General features: G+C 43.5%; 16 protein-coding genes. 2 read left to right on the top strand and 14 right to left on the bottom strand.

Features of this window, described 5'->3' with window-relative positions:
- Nucleotides 1–55: 55 nt before the first annotated feature.
- The 4 genes from I2D69_RS09545 to I2D69_RS09560 all read right to left on the bottom strand — a co-directional run bounded on the left by I2D69_RS09545 (nucleotide 56) and on the right by I2D69_RS09560 (nucleotide 3,825).
- Nucleotides 56–2,278 carry an ATP-dependent RecD-like DNA helicase gene (locus tag I2D69_RS09545; protein ID WP_195379824.1) on the bottom strand — a complete coding sequence of 741 codons (2,223 nt, stop codon included), beginning with the start codon at nucleotides 2,276–2,278 and terminating at the stop codon, nucleotides 56–58.
- Nucleotides 2,275–2,667: a DUF4870 domain-containing protein gene (locus I2D69_RS09550; protein ID WP_147422317.1), complete on the bottom strand. Its 393-nt coding sequence runs from the start codon at nucleotides 2,665–2,667 to the stop codon at nucleotides 2,275–2,277. The genes I2D69_RS09545 and I2D69_RS09550 overlap by 4 nt, the downstream gene beginning before the upstream one ends.
- Nucleotides 2,668–2,683: 16 nt before the next feature.
- Entirely contained in the window at nucleotides 2,684–3,274 is a 591-nt protein-coding gene (locus I2D69_RS09555) for a single-stranded DNA-binding protein (RefSeq protein WP_173718710.1), read from the bottom strand.
- A 401-nt stretch (nucleotides 3,275–3,675) separates the two neighbouring features.
- Entirely contained in the window at nucleotides 3,676–3,825 is a 150-nt protein-coding gene (locus tag I2D69_RS09560) for a hypothetical protein (protein ID WP_226855071.1), read from the bottom strand.
- Between the two features lie 204 nt (nucleotides 3,826–4,029).
- Here I2D69_RS09560 and I2D69_RS09565 point away from each other — a divergent pair, with 204 nt between their 5' ends.
- Both I2D69_RS09565 and I2D69_RS09570 read left to right on the top strand, forming a co-directional pair.
- Nucleotides 4,030–4,338, top strand: coding sequence for a type II toxin-antitoxin system RelB/DinJ family antitoxin (locus I2D69_RS09565; protein WP_118580603.1), 309 nt, complete (start codon nucleotides 4,030–4,032; stop codon nucleotides 4,336–4,338).
- Nucleotides 4,335–4,706 (top strand): type II toxin-antitoxin system RelE/ParE family toxin, encoded by a 372-nt coding sequence (locus I2D69_RS09570; RefSeq protein ID WP_118580600.1) that lies wholly within the window; start codon nucleotides 4,335–4,337, stop codon nucleotides 4,704–4,706. Before I2D69_RS09565 ends, I2D69_RS09570 begins: the two co-directional genes overlap by 4 nt.
- Nucleotides 4,707–4,788: 82 nt before the next feature.
- Here I2D69_RS09570 and srtB read toward each other — a convergent pair whose 3' ends face one another.
- The 10 genes from srtB to I2D69_RS09615 all read right to left on the bottom strand — a co-directional run bounded on the left by srtB (nucleotide 4,789) and on the right by I2D69_RS09615 (nucleotide 18,560).
- Nucleotides 4,789–5,517, bottom strand: a complete 729-nt coding sequence (gene srtB, locus I2D69_RS09575; RefSeq protein ID WP_195379825.1) for a class B sortase — start codon at nucleotides 5,515–5,517, stop codon at nucleotides 4,789–4,791.
- A gap of 67 nt (nucleotides 5,518–5,584) precedes the next feature.
- Nucleotides 5,585–11,971 (bottom strand): SpaA isopeptide-forming pilin-related protein, encoded by a 6,387-nt coding sequence (locus tag I2D69_RS09580; RefSeq protein WP_331464850.1) that lies wholly within the window; start codon nucleotides 11,969–11,971, stop codon nucleotides 5,585–5,587.
- Nucleotides 11,972–12,127: 156 nt separating this feature from the next.
- Nucleotides 12,128–13,384 (bottom strand): hypothetical protein, encoded by a 1,257-nt coding sequence (locus I2D69_RS09585; protein WP_195379826.1) that lies wholly within the window; start codon nucleotides 13,382–13,384, stop codon nucleotides 12,128–12,130.
- A 48-nt stretch (nucleotides 13,385–13,432) separates the two neighbouring features.
- Nucleotides 13,433–14,707 (bottom strand): ERF family protein, encoded by a 1,275-nt coding sequence (locus I2D69_RS09590; protein WP_195379827.1) that lies wholly within the window; start codon nucleotides 14,705–14,707, stop codon nucleotides 13,433–13,435.
- Nucleotides 14,708–14,727: 20 nt separating this feature from the next.
- Nucleotides 14,728–15,411, bottom strand: a complete 684-nt coding sequence (locus I2D69_RS09595) for a hypothetical protein (protein ID WP_207741807.1) — start codon at nucleotides 15,409–15,411, stop codon at nucleotides 14,728–14,730.
- A gap of 49 nt (nucleotides 15,412–15,460) precedes the next feature.
- Complete coding sequence (locus I2D69_RS09600; RefSeq protein WP_177968285.1) at nucleotides 15,461–16,576, bottom strand: hypothetical protein; 1,116 nt, start codon at nucleotides 16,574–16,576, stop codon at nucleotides 15,461–15,463.
- 17 nt (nucleotides 16,577–16,593) lie between these two features.
- Nucleotides 16,594–16,725, bottom strand: coding sequence for a hypothetical protein (locus tag I2D69_RS20465; RefSeq protein WP_255610563.1), 132 nt, complete (start codon nucleotides 16,723–16,725; stop codon nucleotides 16,594–16,596).
- Nucleotides 16,726–17,073: 348 nt separating this feature from the next.
- Nucleotides 17,074–17,304, bottom strand: coding sequence for a cold shock domain-containing protein (locus I2D69_RS09605; RefSeq protein WP_173718706.1), 231 nt, complete (start codon nucleotides 17,302–17,304; stop codon nucleotides 17,074–17,076).
- A 94-nt stretch (nucleotides 17,305–17,398) separates the two neighbouring features.
- Entirely contained in the window at nucleotides 17,399–17,905 is a 507-nt protein-coding gene (locus tag I2D69_RS09610; protein WP_173718705.1) for a hypothetical protein, read from the bottom strand.
- Nucleotides 17,868–18,560 carry a hypothetical protein gene (locus I2D69_RS09615; protein WP_173718704.1) on the bottom strand — a complete coding sequence of 231 codons (693 nt, stop codon included), beginning with the start codon at nucleotides 18,558–18,560 and terminating at the stop codon, nucleotides 17,868–17,870. The genes I2D69_RS09610 and I2D69_RS09615 overlap by 38 nt, the downstream gene beginning before the upstream one ends.
- Nucleotides 18,561–18,571: the final 11 nt, after the last annotated feature.

An 18,571-nucleotide genomic window follows, 5' to 3' on the forward strand; every position in this document is an offset into this window, starting at 1 on the left:
ATGGAAAAGCAGGGTATGAGCATTTCGCGTCTCATATCCTGCTGATCTTTGTTTGTTATGCTGATTTCTTTTCCTGTTCCAGGTAGGCTTTGTAAATCTTTTTGATCCGGTAACCAAACATGGTATTTCGTTTACTTACCGTATCGTTTTTGATTGCGATTACCATTGCCTTTTTACTTCCTACTATTTTCACCCCACGCCTTGCTCTTGTGACTGCGGTATAGAAAAGATTTTTCCGCAGCATCCGATAAAAACAGGTGAGCATTGGCAGAATCACCACTGGATATTCCGAACCCTGTGCCTTATGGACTGTGATACAATAAGCCAGATTTAGCGGCCATATATCCCCTTCGGTATATTCCATGATTTTTCCATCCCCAAAATCTACACGCATCCTGCTTTTCCCGTCTGCTTTATAGATATTTAGGACTTCTCCCACGTCACCGTTTGCCACATCTTCCTCATTTTTCAGCTGCATAACGAGATCTCTCTCCCGATATGTAGTCGATCCATTCTTAATTTCCGGATAACCGTACCGTTTCGGATTCACGATATCCCGAAGGACAGGATTTAATGCATCTGCACCTACCTTCGTATCCTTTCGAAGCGGGGAGAGCACCTGAACCCCTTCTACCCGGTTTTCGTTTTTTTGAAGTTCTTCCCGGTAGAGCTTCTGGATAATTTCAGCTGCTTCTTCATCATCTTTTGCCGGATAAAACTGGAACGTATCATCAAAAACCAGATTGGTTTTCCTTTCGTTTATCTTATCCGCATTCTGAATAATCGTGGATTTTCCTTCCTGACGGAAGCTCTCTGTTAGTATCGTAACTGGAATCACACCAGATTCGATCATCTCTTTAAATACATTTCCCGGTCCCACTGATTCCAGCTGGTCTTTATCGCCTAAGAATACCAGGCGGGTTCCAATAGGCACCCGGGACAAAAACTTATCCATAAGTGGCATGTCGATCATACTGCACTCATCCACAATGATAAGAGATGCCTCCAGCATACTCTCTTCATCCCATTCTTCCTCACCCGCTTCTCCTTTTAACCCAATTGCTTTATGAATCGTCAGGGCGGGGTAAGCAGTACAGTCACTCATCCTTCGTCTGGCACGACCAGTTGGAGCACATAACAGTATCTCCGCGTTCTTATGAAGAATTTTCTCTACCTCAATGATAAAGCTGATGTCTGTTGTCTTTCCACGTCCAGGTCCTCCGGTAATGATGGTAACCGGATATTGAAATGCTCTTAAAATTCCTTCTTTTTGCCTGGCATTTAATAGAATCTTCTCTTTTTTCTGAATGCTGCTTATAATGGAGTCCACCTGATAACTTTGTGTCCCACCTCGCAGGATCAGTTTGACCAGAGATGCAGCTGCTCCAAGCTCTGCACGAAAACTATTCTTTAAATAAAATCCGCCATCACTACACACCAGGGTCCCATCCTTACGGATCATTTCATTTCCAGCATCCCGGATGGCTCTTTCTGGCACCAGTCCGGTTTCCTTTTTATGGTTTAAAAGCAGGGCTGTCCGCTTTAAGATTTCCTCACAAGTCAGGTATAGATGGCCTTCGCCCTCTGCTTCCGACATAATATGAAGAATCGCTGCTTTGATCCGCATAGGCTCATCTGGCTTAAAATTCTTTGCTTTTACCGCAATCGGATCCACCGTTAGAAATCCAAACCCAGGAATCTCGCACAAACGAAATGGCGTGTTCTGAATAATAAGTGGGGCTGCATTTCCAAAGTGTTCCTGGATCTGCGCCACCTTCCTTGGTGTCACCCCAAAGGGAGATAAGGTCACCATTAACTGCCGCAAAGTCTCGCTGCCACGGTATCCTTCCAGAATCTCTGAGAGCTTTTTTCGGGTAATGCCTTTGATTTCCAGTAACTTCTCAGGATTTTTTTCAAGAACTTCAAACGTATTTTCCTGGTAACGGTCTACAATCCGCTCGGCAAGTACTGGCCCGATTCCCTTAATTAGGTCAGAGGCCAGGTATGCCTTGATTCCTTCTGTGCTCGTGGGTAATGCAATCTGAAAAGAAGAAACCTTATACTGCATTCCAAATTTTCCGTCTTTCCAGGTTCCGTTCAGTTCTACTTCAAGGCCATCCTCTGTGGGAAGCTCATTTCCAATTGCCATAAACATGCCATATCTGCCATTTTTCTGGCTGCTTACTTCCTTGGGAAGGGTTTCTTCCGTTACATAGGAGGCAACGGTGTATCCATTTCCTGCATTGTAATAGATACACCGGACTGCTTTACATTTCATTTTGGTCCATCACCTCCGGAAACACCTCTTTTTCTTCCCTGTTTTCTTCCTTGCTTTCTCCTCTGTTTTACCGGTTCTGACCGCGTTTCATCCGGACTCTTTTGAACGCCACCGGGCGCTTCAGCATGACCGCGTACTTTACCGGGAGCTGGTTTCTTGGTTTCAGGGTGGCTGTGTTTTTGTTCATCATTCTCATTCGGATTCTCCTTTTTTTCATTTAGATATTTGTAACAATAGATACCTGCTGCAATTGGAAGCCCCAGTGTCAGACTCTGTACAATCACTGCTAAAAACAGCGGCCATAAAAAGGGTGACAGAAGCATTCCTATAATTCCAGTTATCAGGCAGGCTTTTTGGTGTGCCTGGCACCATTTTTTTACTCGTTCCATTTTTTCTCCTTTGTTATCAGCAAAAATCTCCCATCTCTTCATTTCCCATATTCATAAATTCCTCGTCTACGTTGTAGCGGTTTTGTGAAGTCTGGCGTGAAGACTGGGCTCTTTGTGGTTTACTTCCTGTACGGTTTGTTTTCCCCTGGTTCGTGTTTTTGTAGTATGGCGAATTTTGATAGGAATTTCCTGGATTCTGGCTGGATCGTCCATTGGAATTTGATCCACTATTTCGTGAGGGCTGTGAGGAATTCCGATTGGTACGTCCGTTCTGGCTCACATTTTCACTTTCGTCCTTACTGTCTACAAACTCAATGTCGTTTACAAGCAGTCTCATACCATATACTTTTTCGCCACTATTACCTGTATAGTTATCATTATGCATCTCGCCCTCTAAAGCGATTTTTTTGCCCTTATAAAAATACTTTGCTACAAACTCAGCTCTTTCCCCAAATGTGACACAGCTAAAGTAATCAGCATTCGGAGCTCCTTCCTGCTTGAAATTTCGCTCAACCGCAATCCGAAAATACGCGACTGTCTTTTTTCCCGCTGAAGACATCACCTTTGGATCCGTTGCCATCCGTCCGATAAATATAGACTTATTCATGTGCACACTCCTTGTTGTTTTGATTCGATAACAAAAAACATTCAGAATGAATCCCAAATGTCCGTTATCATTTTCCTTCTTTTACCAGTTCTTCCGATCTCCTTTCTTTTGGATTTTTTATTTTTCCTCCTTTCAAGATGTTGATTCGTATTTGTTTTTTTGCAATAAAAAAAGGCCACTTAGAACGTTTCATTCTAAATGACCTAATTTCTCACAAAAGGCAGGAACCATGTTCCTCATATTTTTCTTTCGGGCTTCTCCGAAACCAAATTTTTTTACCTGTTTTACAGGCACAAATACAAATCTCAAAATCATAATAACACAAGATATAGTATGCGTCAACAATTCATTTTCTGTATTTTGTGTTATAAACAATATGTTTTTCATTTTTACCACAAGAGTCAAATTCTTGCCCAAAGTTCGGTTGGTGTAAATGCCATAACTTTACTTTTGGTAAAATCTTTCAAATTTCTTGTAATGATATAATCTGCATGAACAGATTCCACCGTTGCACTCTGCACTGCATCTTCAAACAATTTTGCTGTCATCATAGCAAAGCTCCTTTTCTATGTTTAGTACATATCGCGATATATATCATAGTCAAGAAGATATTCTGCTATATATCTTATCGTCTCCAGAACAGTAGCTATTCACCATTTATACCTGATTCAATCCCAAGATTGTATTGCTATTGTACTGACATTTGTGTATAATAACTATAGATATCTTATTTCTCTTGAAAGGAGCGGATCTATATGGCTGCAAAATCAGCAAATTTATATGCACGAATCGAACCAGATGTAAAAGAAAAAGCAGAAAACATTTTGTCTACGCTTGGAATTCCAGCTTCCAGTGCTATTAATATGTTTTATAAACAGATTATTTTACAGAGGGGACTTCCATTTGAAGTGAAATTACCATCTTCAAGACCAGTTGACATTCATACATTATCTGAAACAGAATTCAATGAAGAATTGGAGAAAGGATATTCGGATATGCAAGCTGGACGGGCTAAAAATGCGAAAAAAGCCTTTGCAGATATCCGCAATGATTATGGCATATGATCTATGAGGTTGAATTATCTGAACAGGCTGACAACGATTTAAGAGGGATTTTTGAATATATTGCATTTGAATTGCAATCCCCTGAAAATGCAAGCGGACAGCTTGATCGTCTTGAAGAACAGATTTTAAGTCTGGATATTATGCCAGAACGGTATCGAAAATATGAAAATGAACCATGGAAAAGTCGTGGACTTCGTGTATTACCTGTAGATAATTATGTGATATTTTATATTCCTGATTCCAATAAGAAAGTCGTAACAATTCTTAGAGTAATGTACGCTGGACGTGATATTGAAAATCAGTTAAAATTTCACACAAAGCAATCAGAGACCATAACTTCCTTTTCTGCAAATATGGAAACGCCATAATAACTCGAATTAAGTTTCACTTTCTAAACAATGCCATCTTTGATAATTTTGCTATCAAAGATGGCATTTTAACTTCCTGCAATTAAAAGACTTCTATACTTATATCCTCACCATTTGTCTCTGACTCTTCACCTTTCTCTGGCAGTTCACAAAAAAGCACTAGCCGTTTTAAAGAATCAGAGCCGCAGGTGGATAACAAAAGTGTCCTGGTCTCCACCTGTTCTCCCAGCCAGAAGGTATCACTATCCGCTTTTACATAGCCACATTTTATGACGGTATAGGTTAAGGCTTCCCCATCTGGTAAATACAGATATACCTTATTATGCTCCTGTAAATACGATTCACTTTCATATTTATGCAGCCCCTGAAACATGCTGCCATCTTTCATATTATGCCCGTATAGAATAGTTTTACGGTTGGTAAAATCCGGACTATTATCTTTATCCAGAAAAATACTTCCTGCCACATGTTCCGTCTTTTTAAAGGTATGCTTCAGATAATATTCATTGTCAGTTCCCTGCACAACCGGATAATCAATCCTGGTGTCCGGGATCCGTATCCAGGCAATGATCTCTGGATTTATTTTCTTTAGAGCTTCAAAATCCACGGTAACCGTTTCTTCCTGGTTTTCCTCTGGTGTTTCTCCATCTTTCCTTTCTTTTGGTTCTTCCACGGCAACGTATTCCCGCAGGTTGTCATATTCCTCTTCTCCATCCCGGTACATAAGATAAGTTCCGATTCCCATACAGATACCAAAGCCAAGCAGCAAAAGGCACACCGCTACAATCCCCATTTCTTTTACCTGCTTCATAACTTCCTCCATTTCCAATGTTTTTGCAAGAAAAAAGGACCGCCACAAACGTGACAGTCCAGTTTTCTTATTCCTCGTGATTTTTCTTTTTGGTGTACCAGAAGATTCCAGCAATTCCGCCCACCGATAAAACAAGAAGAAGGATTGGCAGCCAAATGTTAGTGTCATCTCCTGTTTTCGGGGATTTTACATAGCCGCCAGTCGGGATCCGCTCATTGGTAAGCTCTTTGGTAATTTCAATCTCTTTCGTCTTACCGTCCTTGTATTCAAATACAACGGATTCCTCTTTTTCGCTTCTCACATAGCCATCCGGCGCTTTGGTTTCCACCAGGATGTACTCGATTTCTTTTTTCATCTTTCCATCTTTATAAGAAGCGATTGGAATGTCTCCGCTTGTGGCAACACCCTCTTCATCTGTGACAAGGGTTGCCACAACTTTTCCAGATTTCTTGATTCGAAGCTCAAACTCCGCTCCGGAAAGAGGGGAGCCATCTTCTGCATCGGTTTTCTTAAGAACCAGTTTTCCAACTGGGCGGGCATCTTTCATCTCAACCTTTTGGACTTCTCCGGAATCTTTAACCTCGAAAGATACCTCTTCTGCAACCAGGTAACCATCCGGGGCCTGTTCTTCTCGAAGGGTATAGGTTCCAACCGGAAGTTTTTCCACCATATGCGGATCTTTTTTCGATACCCAGCTTTCTACTACTTTTCCATCTTTATCCAGGATGGTCAGCTTCGCACCTGGGATTTCTTTGGAATCTGTCACATCGGTTTTATTGATTTCCACTTTTGTTACATCATCTAGCATCTGGTGCTTCTGAACTTCGGCTGTATCTTCCACTTTAAACTCAATGCTCTCTGCAGTGGTATAGCCGTCTGCTGGTTTGGTTTCCACCATCGTATAGGTTTCCCCCACTAACAGGCCACGGATCATATGTGGTTCTTCGGTAGAAATCCATTCATCCACAACAGTTCCATTGGAATCCAATACCTGCAGGGATGCACCAGGAAGCTCTTTTCCATCTGTTAAGTCCGCTTTGGAAAGTTCCACAGAGGTCTGCATATCCTCAAAAATAAACTCATAAACAGCCTGGGTGGTTTTGTCGCCCTGATATTCGAAGGTAAATTCCTGAATTTCGGTTCCACGCACATACCCGTTTGGTGCATAGATTTCTTTGAGGTAATACTTTGCATTGATCGGAAGGTCCGCCATAAAGTGAATCCATCCGCTTTCATCTGTGGTCTTCAATTCAATGATAGTATCCTTCTCAATCAGAACTTTGCCGCTTGCCGATACAATATCTTCCGCTGCATACAGTCCAAAGATGGCTCCGGAGAGAACCTTGTCGCTGTCCTTTTCTTTTTTCAGAACATTTACCTGCACCTTCTGGCGGCGGTTCTGCCAGTCTGCACTATAGGTTACCACCGGGGTATCCTGGTCACGGTAGGTAAGGTCTACATATCTTGGCTCATCATCCAATACATATCCATAGGAGGTTTCTTTTTCGATAATGTAATATTTACCAAGAGGCAGATTGTCAAGCTCTGCGATACCTGTTCCGTCGGTTGTGATGGTACCCACCAGCTGATCTTTTGTATAGTAATTTTCACTGACACCATCCGCTGCTTTAATATCCTCAGCTGCGTACACGTTAAAGGAAACATCCATCAGGCTTCCGGTTACATAACTAAAGAAATGCTCTACCACACCTTTTGCATTGTCAAGTAGGGTAACATCATCTATGAACTCCCCTTTTTTATTTACCAGCAGGCGTGCAATCGGCACATCATCTTCCATCTTTACCTTCTGTACCTCTGCGGTATCGGAAATCTGAAAGCTGATATCAGTGGTGCGTAAATAGCCGTATGGTGCGATCTGTTCCCTGAGAGTATAGATTTCTCCAACCTTTAAGCCTTTGATTACATGCGGCTTGTCTTTTACAGATGTCCAGAAATCTACCACTTCGCCTTTTTTATTTAGGATAATTAAGGAAGCTCCGTCCAGTTCCACGCCGGTCGTTACATCTGCCTTTGTGATTTCCACGGTGGTTGGCTGGTTTTTCTTGGTGGCTTTTAATTTGATTACTTTTACATCCTGTCCCTGGTAGCTGGCATCAAATTCCAGGATTTCATCCGAGGAAACATAGCCATCCGGTGCCTGAAGCTCTTTCACATAATACTTGCCAAGCGGCAGGTCCAGGGTAATCTGTGCCAGCCCATTTTTGTCACTCTTTACCTTCTGAAGCAGGGTATCTGCCTTTACAATTACCTTATCGCCGAAATAAATGTCATTATTGTTATAAATTCCAAACTCGGCACCTTCCAGCTTTTTACCAGTTTCGGCATCCTCTTTCACCACTTTAAGTTCTACCTTCTGGCGCTTATTGGAAAATTCCACGGTTTCTTCCACAACTGGAGTGTTCTGATCTTTATACAGGAAGGTAAGCTCCTGGCTGTCCGAGTTAATGACAAACCCGGTTGGTGCTTTGGTTTCCACAACACGGTAGGTACCAAGGGGCAGATCATTTAGAATGGCCTCTCCTTTTTCATCTGTGGTAACCTTCTGGATCAGCGTATCTTTTGGGTAAATGACAGTGCGGTTGCCCGCTTCATCCACCTGGTGATCCGGGGTATAAATATCCTCTGCGGCATAAACCGCAAACTCAGCACCAGAAAGGGAAGTTTCCTCGTAGATAAAATCTTTTTTGAAAGATTTTAAGGTTTCCCCAGATTTATGGATGATGAGCTTTCCTTTTGCCGGATGGTTCTCATAGACAACCGTGATGATCGCATCCCCAGTTGTGGAATCCATCTGGTAAGCAGTGTTGCTGTCTACTTTAATCTCAACGAAATTGGTATTCTGGGTATAGCCGTCCGGGGCAGTCACTTCTTCAATGCGGTAGTTGCCACATTTTAAGGCACTTGGCAGGATCAGATAACCATTTTCATCCGTAAAATAAGATTTATGGGTAACGGTACTTGGATAAGTTGTGGTCTGCTCCACGTATTTTCCTTCATCCAGGTTGTAAATCTTAAACTCGGTGTTTGCAACCAGGACCGGCTTCTTGGTTTCATCATCCTGTTTAATGATTTTTAGTTTTGCAGAAAATTCTCCGTCTAAAAGGACCCGCCAAACCTGTGGCTCTGACTTATTTTCGCTGATTATAACCGTAAAATCAGCAACCGGTTTAAAATTATGCGGTGTTGTGGTTTCCCTTACCACATAAGTTCCATATGGAAGGGGGATTGTGCAGGCATAGCCTTTTTCGTCTGTAAAGATCTCGGTCTTTCCATCTTCTGTCAGTACTACAGGAATGGCATTTGCAAAATCATAGGAACCATCCTCTTTTGTACTTAAGCTGCTTACGAGATAAGCGGAAAATCCGGCGCCTTTTAACAGATCGGCATCTGTTTTTCCGTTATTTGCAGCCTTAATCAGCTGGAACGGCTGTTTTTTCACATTCTCGGCAACTGTAATGGTACAATCGATTTCTTTCAACTGGTCACCTTCATAACCGCCTTCCACATCATGCTCTTCTTCATCCAGGACATAACCTGCAGGCGGAGTAATCTCTTTTACATAGTATTTTCCAGGATAGAGACCGGATACACTTGCATTTCCAGCTTTGTCGGTGGTAAGTGTAGCAACCTGGGCGTCTTTTGGATAAAGGACACCGCTGCTGCCATCCGGGTAACCAATTGCTTCCCTTGCATATAGGCCATAAACAGCACCTTCTAAAGTTGCATCTCCCTGTGCGTTCTTTCCCGTCTCACTGTCTTCCTTTGTAAGATGGATATTCACACGGACGCGCTCATCTGTAAAAGTATGTGTAAATTCTACTTTTTTCTCTTTATCCCCTGCATAATTAAATGCAAAGGAATAAACATCAGAAGTATTTAACACGTACATCTGGGGTGCCTGAAGTTCTTTGATATAGTAGGAATTGTTAACCGGAAGGTCTGCGGTATAACCTGCTTTTCCATCCGTACCAGTAGCTACCTTTTCAATCAGGGTGTCTTTTCTGACGATCACATTCCCGTCTGCAGATACAATATCATTCCCTGCATACATTCCAAAAACAGCACCTGTAAGCGGCTGTCTGGTTTCCCCATCCTGTTTTACCAAAGATACGGAGGCTTTTTGTCTGTCGTTGGTAAAGGTAACCGTGCTAAAAGAAACTTCTTCATTTTCACCGGCAGCTGATAAGGTTACGGTTTGGGATTCGCCTGTGCAGACCAGCTTATCCGGTGCCTGTGTCTCGGTTACCACGTAGGTTCCTATGTTTAAGTTATCAAGGGTTGCACTTCCGTCTTCACCGGTTGTCAGACCTTCTTTTACAAGGGCACCATTCTGATAAATAGTAGATCCATCTGCAGCCACAATGTCAGCGCCTGCATAGACATTATATACCGCACCTTTTTGCCTTCTTGTTTCATAACGGAAGGTTACCTTTTCATCCGTTACATCTGCCCCTGTTAATACCTCACCCTCTTTGTAAACGGTAAGGGAAGCCTTTTTCTCATCGTCAAACAGCTCCTGTGTAACTTTGCTTCCCATCACAAGTGACACGCCGTGGGCGGTAGCATCCACAAGGTAGCCAGAGGGACCTGTGATCTCTTTTAAGTAAACCACATCCTGGGTTTTGTCAATTGTCACAGAAGAAACGCCATTTGCATCCGTTGGCGGCATTTCTGTAATCAGGTTCTGGCATGCCTCGTCGCTATAGACACCATAGACCGCACCTGCTAACAGGGCATTGGAGCCCCTATCTTTTTTGATAATCTCGATAGTAGCCTGCTGAAGCCAGGTAACGGAAAAATCAACGTATTTCTCATCGTCCACACCCTCGCCGAATACCAGGGCAAGGTTCTGGGTATCGGTACCGGTCGTTACTTTATACGCCGAAAAGTCTTTCGTAATGTAACCTTTCATCGTAGACTTCCAGGCTCCCGCTACCTTTGCCGCCTGGTCAAGCGGTGCGGATAAGTAAAAAGTAGTTCCACCATATAATTTTATACTGACTCCGGCAGCACTTGCTTCTCCTGTATCCACGTTATGGAAAACCACGCCAGATGGAAGCTTCATGGTAATGTTCTGTAAGGAATCCGCTTTAAACTTGATTTCTTCGGTACGCTGCTCATTTCCATCTATATAAGCAGTTACGTTGTCATTGGAAAACTCCATGGCAACATCTGGGATATCCGGCTGTGCCATGCAGTATTCATAAAGTTCCATGGCAAGAGCCTGTCCGGTAGAGTTTGCCCCGGAAAAAGCATCGTCACCTCCACTTGCATAAGACACGGCCAAATGAGTGATAACAAACTGTTTCCCTGCAGAAAAATCCGGATGTTCCTGTTTGAAAAAGCCATTTACACCAGAAGCTTTGGTTCCGTAGTAGCACACTTTTGCAAGCTTTTTGCCATCCCCAAGTTTGGTAATCTTATACACACCATCCCCAGGGCTGTTTTTCGAGGGCTGAATACAATAAGCGGTTGCACTGACATTGTCAAATTTGACCGTATATTTATAGGTCAGATAACTGCCAAGCCCATAATCACTGTAGTAATAGCAGGTTCCCCTTGTCACATCCACATCGGTTCTGGTGCTGGCATAGGTAGCAATAAAAGAAACCGTTTCGCCCTCTTCCAGGCTTAAAAAATCAATTTCCTGTTCCTCTGCCTGCTCTAACACTTCGCCAAGCGTCAGGCCAGTTTCCGGATCTACGGTAACCTCTTCCTCGGCACGCTCCAGTTCCGAATCAAACTCCTCTTCTGGTAAAATGTCAGAGGCAAAGCCATCGTCTTCGGATATAGTCTCTTCGGACTCTGTAGTGTTACTATCTGGATTCTCACTTGGGTTCACAGTTTCATCGGAAATTTCTCCTTCTTCTGGTACCTCTGTCAGATCAGACTCCTGGCTTTCCTCTTCCGAACGAGCTTCCCCGACCACGACCGGCTGTTCTGGCAAAGGATCGGGATCCTCGCTGTCCCCTGACTCTTCTGTACCAGAATCTCCTGCTGCCTGAGTCTCCGGCTCTTTTTCCGTTACCGTGATGGTCCTGGCAACCAGATAAGAATCCCCCTCTTTTGGCGTAATCCGGTAGACACATTTATAGGTTCCTGGTCTTGCCGGATCAAAATTGGTTCCGTCCTCCATAGCTGCTTTTTTCAGCTCCGCTTTATCCCCGTCCTTTAATCCCAGTCCGGTAAAATCTTTCTGGACATCAAAGGCTGCTCCCTGCTCGATTTCAAGGGCAAGGGAAGGATCGGAGGTCGTTTCCGCAATCAACTCTTCCTCTGATTTTTCTACCATCTGTTCGGATACGGCTTCCTGCGCCACCTCTTCCTCTGCCTCTGCGGATACTGCAAAAGTACCTGTCGAAGTGAGGCTGCTGCAGCACAGCACAAAAGCCATTGCACCCGCAAGCCATCTTTTTCTCTTAAATTTACCCAATGTTTTTCTCCTCTCCTGCTTGGTAATGGTCTGTCCCTGGTACTTATGAGGTATGGTCTGTCTCGAATTCCCATCTGTGTTTCTCCTTTCCTCTGGCTTATTTAGCCAGATAAAAAAGGATCTGAATATTTTCAGACCCTTTTTTATCTGATTAAATCAGGAAAACCGCTCTTTTTCCTGTGGTGGTTTCCTATAAAGCCAGTCATCCACACCTTTATAATTTCCAAGCCACAAGCCTTTTTCATCTGTATCCCAGCTGATTCTCTGGCAGTTTAACCCAAGCTTTTCGCACATGTCGTACAGTTTAAGGCATCCTTTCCGGATGGTATCACGCTTTCTCCTTTTTTGTGGGCACTCCTGCTTTCTCAACAACCGTTCTGGTGTCCCACATACGATGCACTTTTCCATACAGTCACAACGACAGGTAAGATTCATCATCTTATCCATGTCCATACACTCATACACGGTTTGTAAGCCCCTGCTTTTTAATTCCATCAACACCAGCTGCAGGCTTTTGTAATTTCCCACACCGGGGATTCCAATATAGGGATATCCACTTCTCATGCTGGCAAGTTCAGCCTTTAAAATTCCTTCTGTCACCCGGATGTTCTTCTGAACCGGGCTGATATAACCGGATATCCCGGCCGGACTGCCGCTTGAAGTTCCACCCTCAAATCCGCTGCTGGTAAACCAGATGTATTTTCTTTTGTTCACCGGATGGTCAACCCGGATCTGAAACCCTTTTATTTTTTGATTCAGGGAATACACAGGGCACAGGTAGCCTTTGTTTCCTTCATAAAAAGAGGCTTCCCACTTGCCATCCCGGTTCCGGTAAAAGCCTGGAATTCCATCCAGCCGGATTCCTTTTTCTTCCAGTTTTTTGGCAAGGAGCCTTGCATTTTTAGGTTCCACGCTTTTATATCCTTTTTTCTCCAGTTCCTTGATTTCAAAATCCGTAGCACCGCGTCTTTTAAAGTCAGCTTTATGCAGATCCTGAAGCTGCATAAGGGCAATCATCTGACGGTACACAAAATCAACATACTCCGGGGATCGTTTGGGGACAGATGGTTTTCCTTTATAGCGGCTGGTTATCTTTTTGGGTTTGTTTCCAGCTCCCTGACTGCCAGTTTCCAGGCGGTTTACAATATCCTGATAGGCCACCTTACACCGATCTTCTCCATAAAGCCCCATAATGTCCGCATACAGGGTAAGCATATTTCCGCCCTGCCCGCAGTGGAAACAATGAAAAACGTTTTTGATCTCCCCATTTTTACTGATGCAAAAGCTGCATTTTCCTCTGGTATCGCCACAATAGGGACATTCCACCGGAAACTCCTGATCCGATCCTCCATCCAGGCACCGGATGGACAGTAACCACGCCACTTCTTTTATGGTAAATGGATGTTCGTACATAATCCCTCCTAAAAAATGTGGCTCCATTCTCCCGGAGCCACAATACGTTTACGCTGCAAGTCTGTTCTGTTTTTCATGTGCCACAATCATCTTCGCAGCATTTACCATTTCCACGTTGCTGCCGTAATAACCGGTTGCCATCCATCTGACCGTGTCTGCCCCTTTTGGGGTTTCCATCATCTCACCCAGCGTCTTTCCGCTAAAAAGGCCAAAGTTACACATTACCTTTCTGGCACGTTCCAGCTCTTCTTCCTCAGATTCCATACCGAAGCCTTCGTCTGTTTCCTCTTCGCTGTCATCTGCAAAGGGGTTTTCGTCTTCTGCACGAACAAAATGAAACTCTTCTTCCTCGGTTTCACCAGAAATTTCTTCCGCTTCTGCTTCAAAACGCTCTGTATCCTCGGGCACTTCGTCTGGCATCTCATCTGCTGTTTCCTCTAAGGATTCCTCACTTGTACCAAGCGTTTCTTCTTCAGACTCGTTTTCCTCCAGAAAACTCTCTTCCAGATCTTTTTCTTCCATGCCAAACTGCATCTGGCCAGGCAAATTTTCATCCTCCTCTTTGCGTGCATCCCGGATCTCGTCAGGACTGATTTCAAGATCAAAAGAATCATCCGAAACCGGAACAGCCTTTTTACTGCTTCTGCTGTTTCCATTACGAACGGTCTTCAAGGTAGTTTCTTTTTGCTTCAAAGACTGCCCGGTTTCTTTTGTAGAAGTGAAAGCAGAGTCAGATTTCGGGGGATTTTCAGACTCTTCTTTGGCTTTCTTCTTCTTTGGCTCTGTCTGCACCGCATTTTGGTTCTGTTTTTTTGCAGGTTTCTTTGGTTCCTCACTTTTTTCTTTTTTTGTTTTATCGCCATCCGGAGCAGGGCCTCGCATATCCGGATCCTCGGTGGTCGCCTGGACGATGTTGAATTTATTTAATAAATAATACTTCAGTCCGTAGCTCCAGGCTGCACCTTTGGCCTTGTCTGGAATCTCATTGGTTCCGACTACATGAATATCACTGTAATTTTTTTCTTCTGGATGATCTGCATTTGTCCAGCAAAGCTTTAAATCCGCTTCATACCGCCACATATTGCCAAACGGTGTCAGATAGGCTGGATTTCCAGAAGCATCCAGCTGCGTGGATGCTTCACCAAGGACCTCAAAATCCACGCCGTATTTATTTAAGGCAGGGGTGAGGTATTCATAGACATCATCCAATCTAACAAAATCATAGGGCACCTCTTCGCTGTAACGTTTTCTTAACAGCTTTGGCACCATCTTTCTTATTTTAATCATTTTCTGAGTCAGGTTCAGATACGCATATTTACCCATAAATTCAGTTCCTCCTTATTTTATGCTGCACCTTTTTGCAGCTCTTTCATTTCTTCCCGCACACAGCCAATGTAGATTCTTTTTTGCGAAATCTCCCAAAAAGATTCCGAAAGCCACTTATCTGCGATCATTTTTACAGCCTTCTTCGCATGGTTCAAGGTGTAAAGAAACATCACATCCGTATATTCCATCTGCGCTTTTTCAAAGGTAAAGCTTGGACTGTAAAACAGCTCCTCAGGCTTTATTCCAGCCTCCAGGAATCTCTTGGAAGTTTCCTCTACCTGTATCCGGTTTATATTTGGAACAAGGCTACTCCTCTGGTGCTGGTACTTAAGCAAAAGCTGATCCCAGTTTGTATCCATCATGTTTTTCACCAAATGGGTAACCTTCATTTCCACCTCTTTCTTCAGACTTTCTTTCGTCGGAAAAAGAAAATCGGCAGGTATCCCGACCGCCTGATAGAATACAGAATCTGCCTCATACAAAGAATAATCCGGCAGATAAAGTATGCTGCAAAGCTTTGGTTTCCGAAGCTGTAAACAATCCCTCCAAGCAGAAGCTGCATAAAATAACATGCAGTTTTCTTCCTGGCACTTTATGAATAGCTGGCTATGAAACTTTTTAATACTGTGTACCGGATCCTGTATCCACGAAAGTAATTCCCTGGATTTTTTTGCTTCCATAACCCAGTCCGGATACTGCATATGTTCCTCCTTCATACAAAAAGACAGGGGTTCCTGCCTTTGTCATTATTTAATATTTAATTTCACCTGGCATATCAAGCTCATGCCAACGTTTGCTTACACAGGCTGCCACTTTTTCCTCCAAAAGAAGTAGTCCTCTCGCATTCGTTTCCTGCTGCCTTGCAATGGAAATCACATCACAGATCCCGCAATAGATTTCGTAGGCACTACAGGGGACATCCCCTGCTGCCGCCCGAAAACGCTCTACCGTTTCTGCAATCAGCTTTTTGGAAAAACCAGCCTGCTTCATAACGCCGATCATGGCATTGGCAGGATGGTTCACCCAGATTTCACTAAGCCGCAGGACCTCCTGCAGAGCTTCCTTATAGTATTCAAAAATAGAAGCCATGTTCTGGTTGAAGTCTTCGGTACCCTTGCAGTTTTTGTGACGCACTTTCAAGTTTTCTCCCAATACAATATATTGGTTCTGAACGGACACCGTATAGAAGATATTGGCTCCTGAACTTCCCACATCGGAGGTGGTGATCCGGACCGAAGCATACAGCTCTCCGTTAAAAGTCTTCCCATAGCGTTCCAGCAGTTCCTTGTAGGCTTCGGTCAGTCGCCGGTCTCTTAGCTCCCAGGTCGCATTTACCAGATTATGGTCCGCACATCCGGATTTAAAAGACGCGTATTCAAAATCGCTGTAGATATAAGCCCCTGCAATTTCATAGACCTCTGGCATGGACAAGATAGAATAGTCTTTTTCGTCGCCAGACAGGACTGCCCGCACCTTGCCTTCACAAAAGCGGAGCAGGGATTTTCCCCTGGAGACCTTCAGACATTTGTTCAGGATATAGGCAAGTGTTTCTTTGTCTAATTCTGCAAGCGCCTTTCCGTCTATCCTGGCCCTGCCTTTTAAGCTTTTGATGGCAGATATGCCAAGAAAACAGCTGCGGTCTGGGGTTTTAATCAGCAGCCCGGAATTATTTATGGTATCCTCTTTTAAATATTCCAGATTGATATTCCCAATCGGGGTGCAGGTACTGTCCTTCGTAACCGCTTCCACTGTCAGATCCTTGCTTTGTGCCCGGAACCATTCGGCCCGTTTTTCCACATCATCCATATACTTGTAAAAAGCGGATTCCTCTTCAAACGTTACATTAAAATCATCCTTATAGTACATAGCCCCTCCTTTTGCATTCAGGACAGGAGCTTTACTTCAATGGACTTAATTCTTCCATCCGCAATCTGGAATTCATATCCATCTTTTGCCATATCAAGCAGCATTCCCAGTTCTAACAAATTTACAGCATCCCAATTTACTTCCTGCATAAAATGTTCTCCTCTTCTTTCTTTTTCTGTTATCTGGCATTCCTTTTTTCCATTTTGACCAGTACGGTCTCTTTGATTTTTCTCATTCTGCTTCCTCCTTTTCTTCATTTTGCAACAAAAAAAGACACCAAAAGAATTCCTATCTTTTCGTATCTTCCAATGTTCTAACTTATTTGCTGAGTTTAGGGCGAACCGCCCAAAAGAGATTCATCCGGAATGTCCGGATCTAAAATATAAGATCAGCCATAGATGACTGATAAAATATGATTTCATTTAAAGGTTACCACAACATGTTGTGGCTGTCAAACACATTTTTTATATATTTTGTGTTTCAAAATTTGTTTTCTTTTATGCCTCTTCCTCTACCGAAAGGGGAAGGATATTCATTGCAAGTGCCCTTCCATTTTCGTCCGTTCCAACTTCAAACTGTACAGGCTGCTTGCCGGAAAGCATTTTAAAGCCTTCCATCTTGATCTGGGAGAAATGTGCGAAGTAATCCTCGCCATCCTCCCCGGTTACAAATCCGTAACCTTTTTTTGCGCTGAACCATTTCACGGTTCCACATTTTGTTTCCGCCATATTGCATAGCTCTCCTTTATACATATTTTCCATGCGTTTACATGGAAACAGGGCGGCATGGACTCGAACCATGCCTGGTACTCCCTGCCCCGGATTACTCTTTTACTTCCTCCACTCCAAAAAAATTTCCAAAATCAAAAGCTGCATCCAACCTTCGAATTCCTGAGAATGCATGTGCATTCTGGTTAAAATAAAAGCGGTAGGCTTTTCCATACATGACAACTGTCTCTTTATTTAACAGCAGCTCTGTGGTAATCCCATCATCCCCTTGCACCAGAACCCTCTTAAAACCATCAAAAAGAAGTTCCGCATGGATCTCTGTCACAGTTCCTTCCACCACCTCATAGGATTTTGTAACTGCCAGGTAATAAATATACCCCGCATACCCAATTCCACAGACTGCCAAAAAAACTGTCCATCCCACAAATCCAGCTGATTTTTGCGCCAGACCAAGGGCACAGCCTCCATACAATAAGAGAAACGATAACAGTAAGGTATTCACAATTCTCTTTTTAAAAAAGCCCGGTATCCCGGTATAATGTTCTCTGTATTTTAGGTACTGCTCAGACAGCCATGTTTTCCATTTCTTCTTTTTCTTCAAGGAGACCTCCTTCTTGGATGCAGCTGATTACAAACTGTTTCTTCTTAAATAGGGAAACCAGGATCTGCATGAATTCCTGCAAGACCTGTTTCTGAACGATCTTTCGTTCTTCCACAGACAGGGGAACGGCACCCGCCTGTCTGGTTAACTCTGCCAGATGATAAGGAATATAGCCACCACCTGCAAGCTGCTGTAGAACCATTCGCTCTTCATAGGTAAACACGGGCCTTTTAAAAGCCCGCAATGCGATTTTCAGTCCTTTTCCAAGTGCCAGATCGTCTGCAAATGCGCCTAACCGCTCTGAAAACGAATCCGTGACAGGTACTACCACAGATTTACTAAGAAGGAGCCACAAAGCTTCCTCCTTACTCTCGCCATCACACTCCGCTACCAGACCACGTTTTTTCAGGCGCCTTAAGCAAAACAAAAAATCCTCTTCATCCGCCCACTCAGTTGCATGTGCTTCCCCAAATGTAATACATAAGACACGGTACATCTGGGAATAAATTTTATTTTCCGCACAGAGGCTCCAGGTAAGGGCCGCCCACAGCATAGCTTCCATCTCTGTGAGCACCTTTTCCTGACCGCCAATCTTTACCAGAAGCCTGCCCTCATCATCTTCCATTTTGCATCCAATGGCTGTGTACCATTTCATAATCCAGTTCC

Source organism: Ruminococcus sp. D54t1_190329_F1 (assembly GCF_015551645.1).
Lineage (GTDB): Bacteria > Bacillota > Clostridia > Lachnospirales > Lachnospiraceae > Blautia_A > Blautia_A faecis.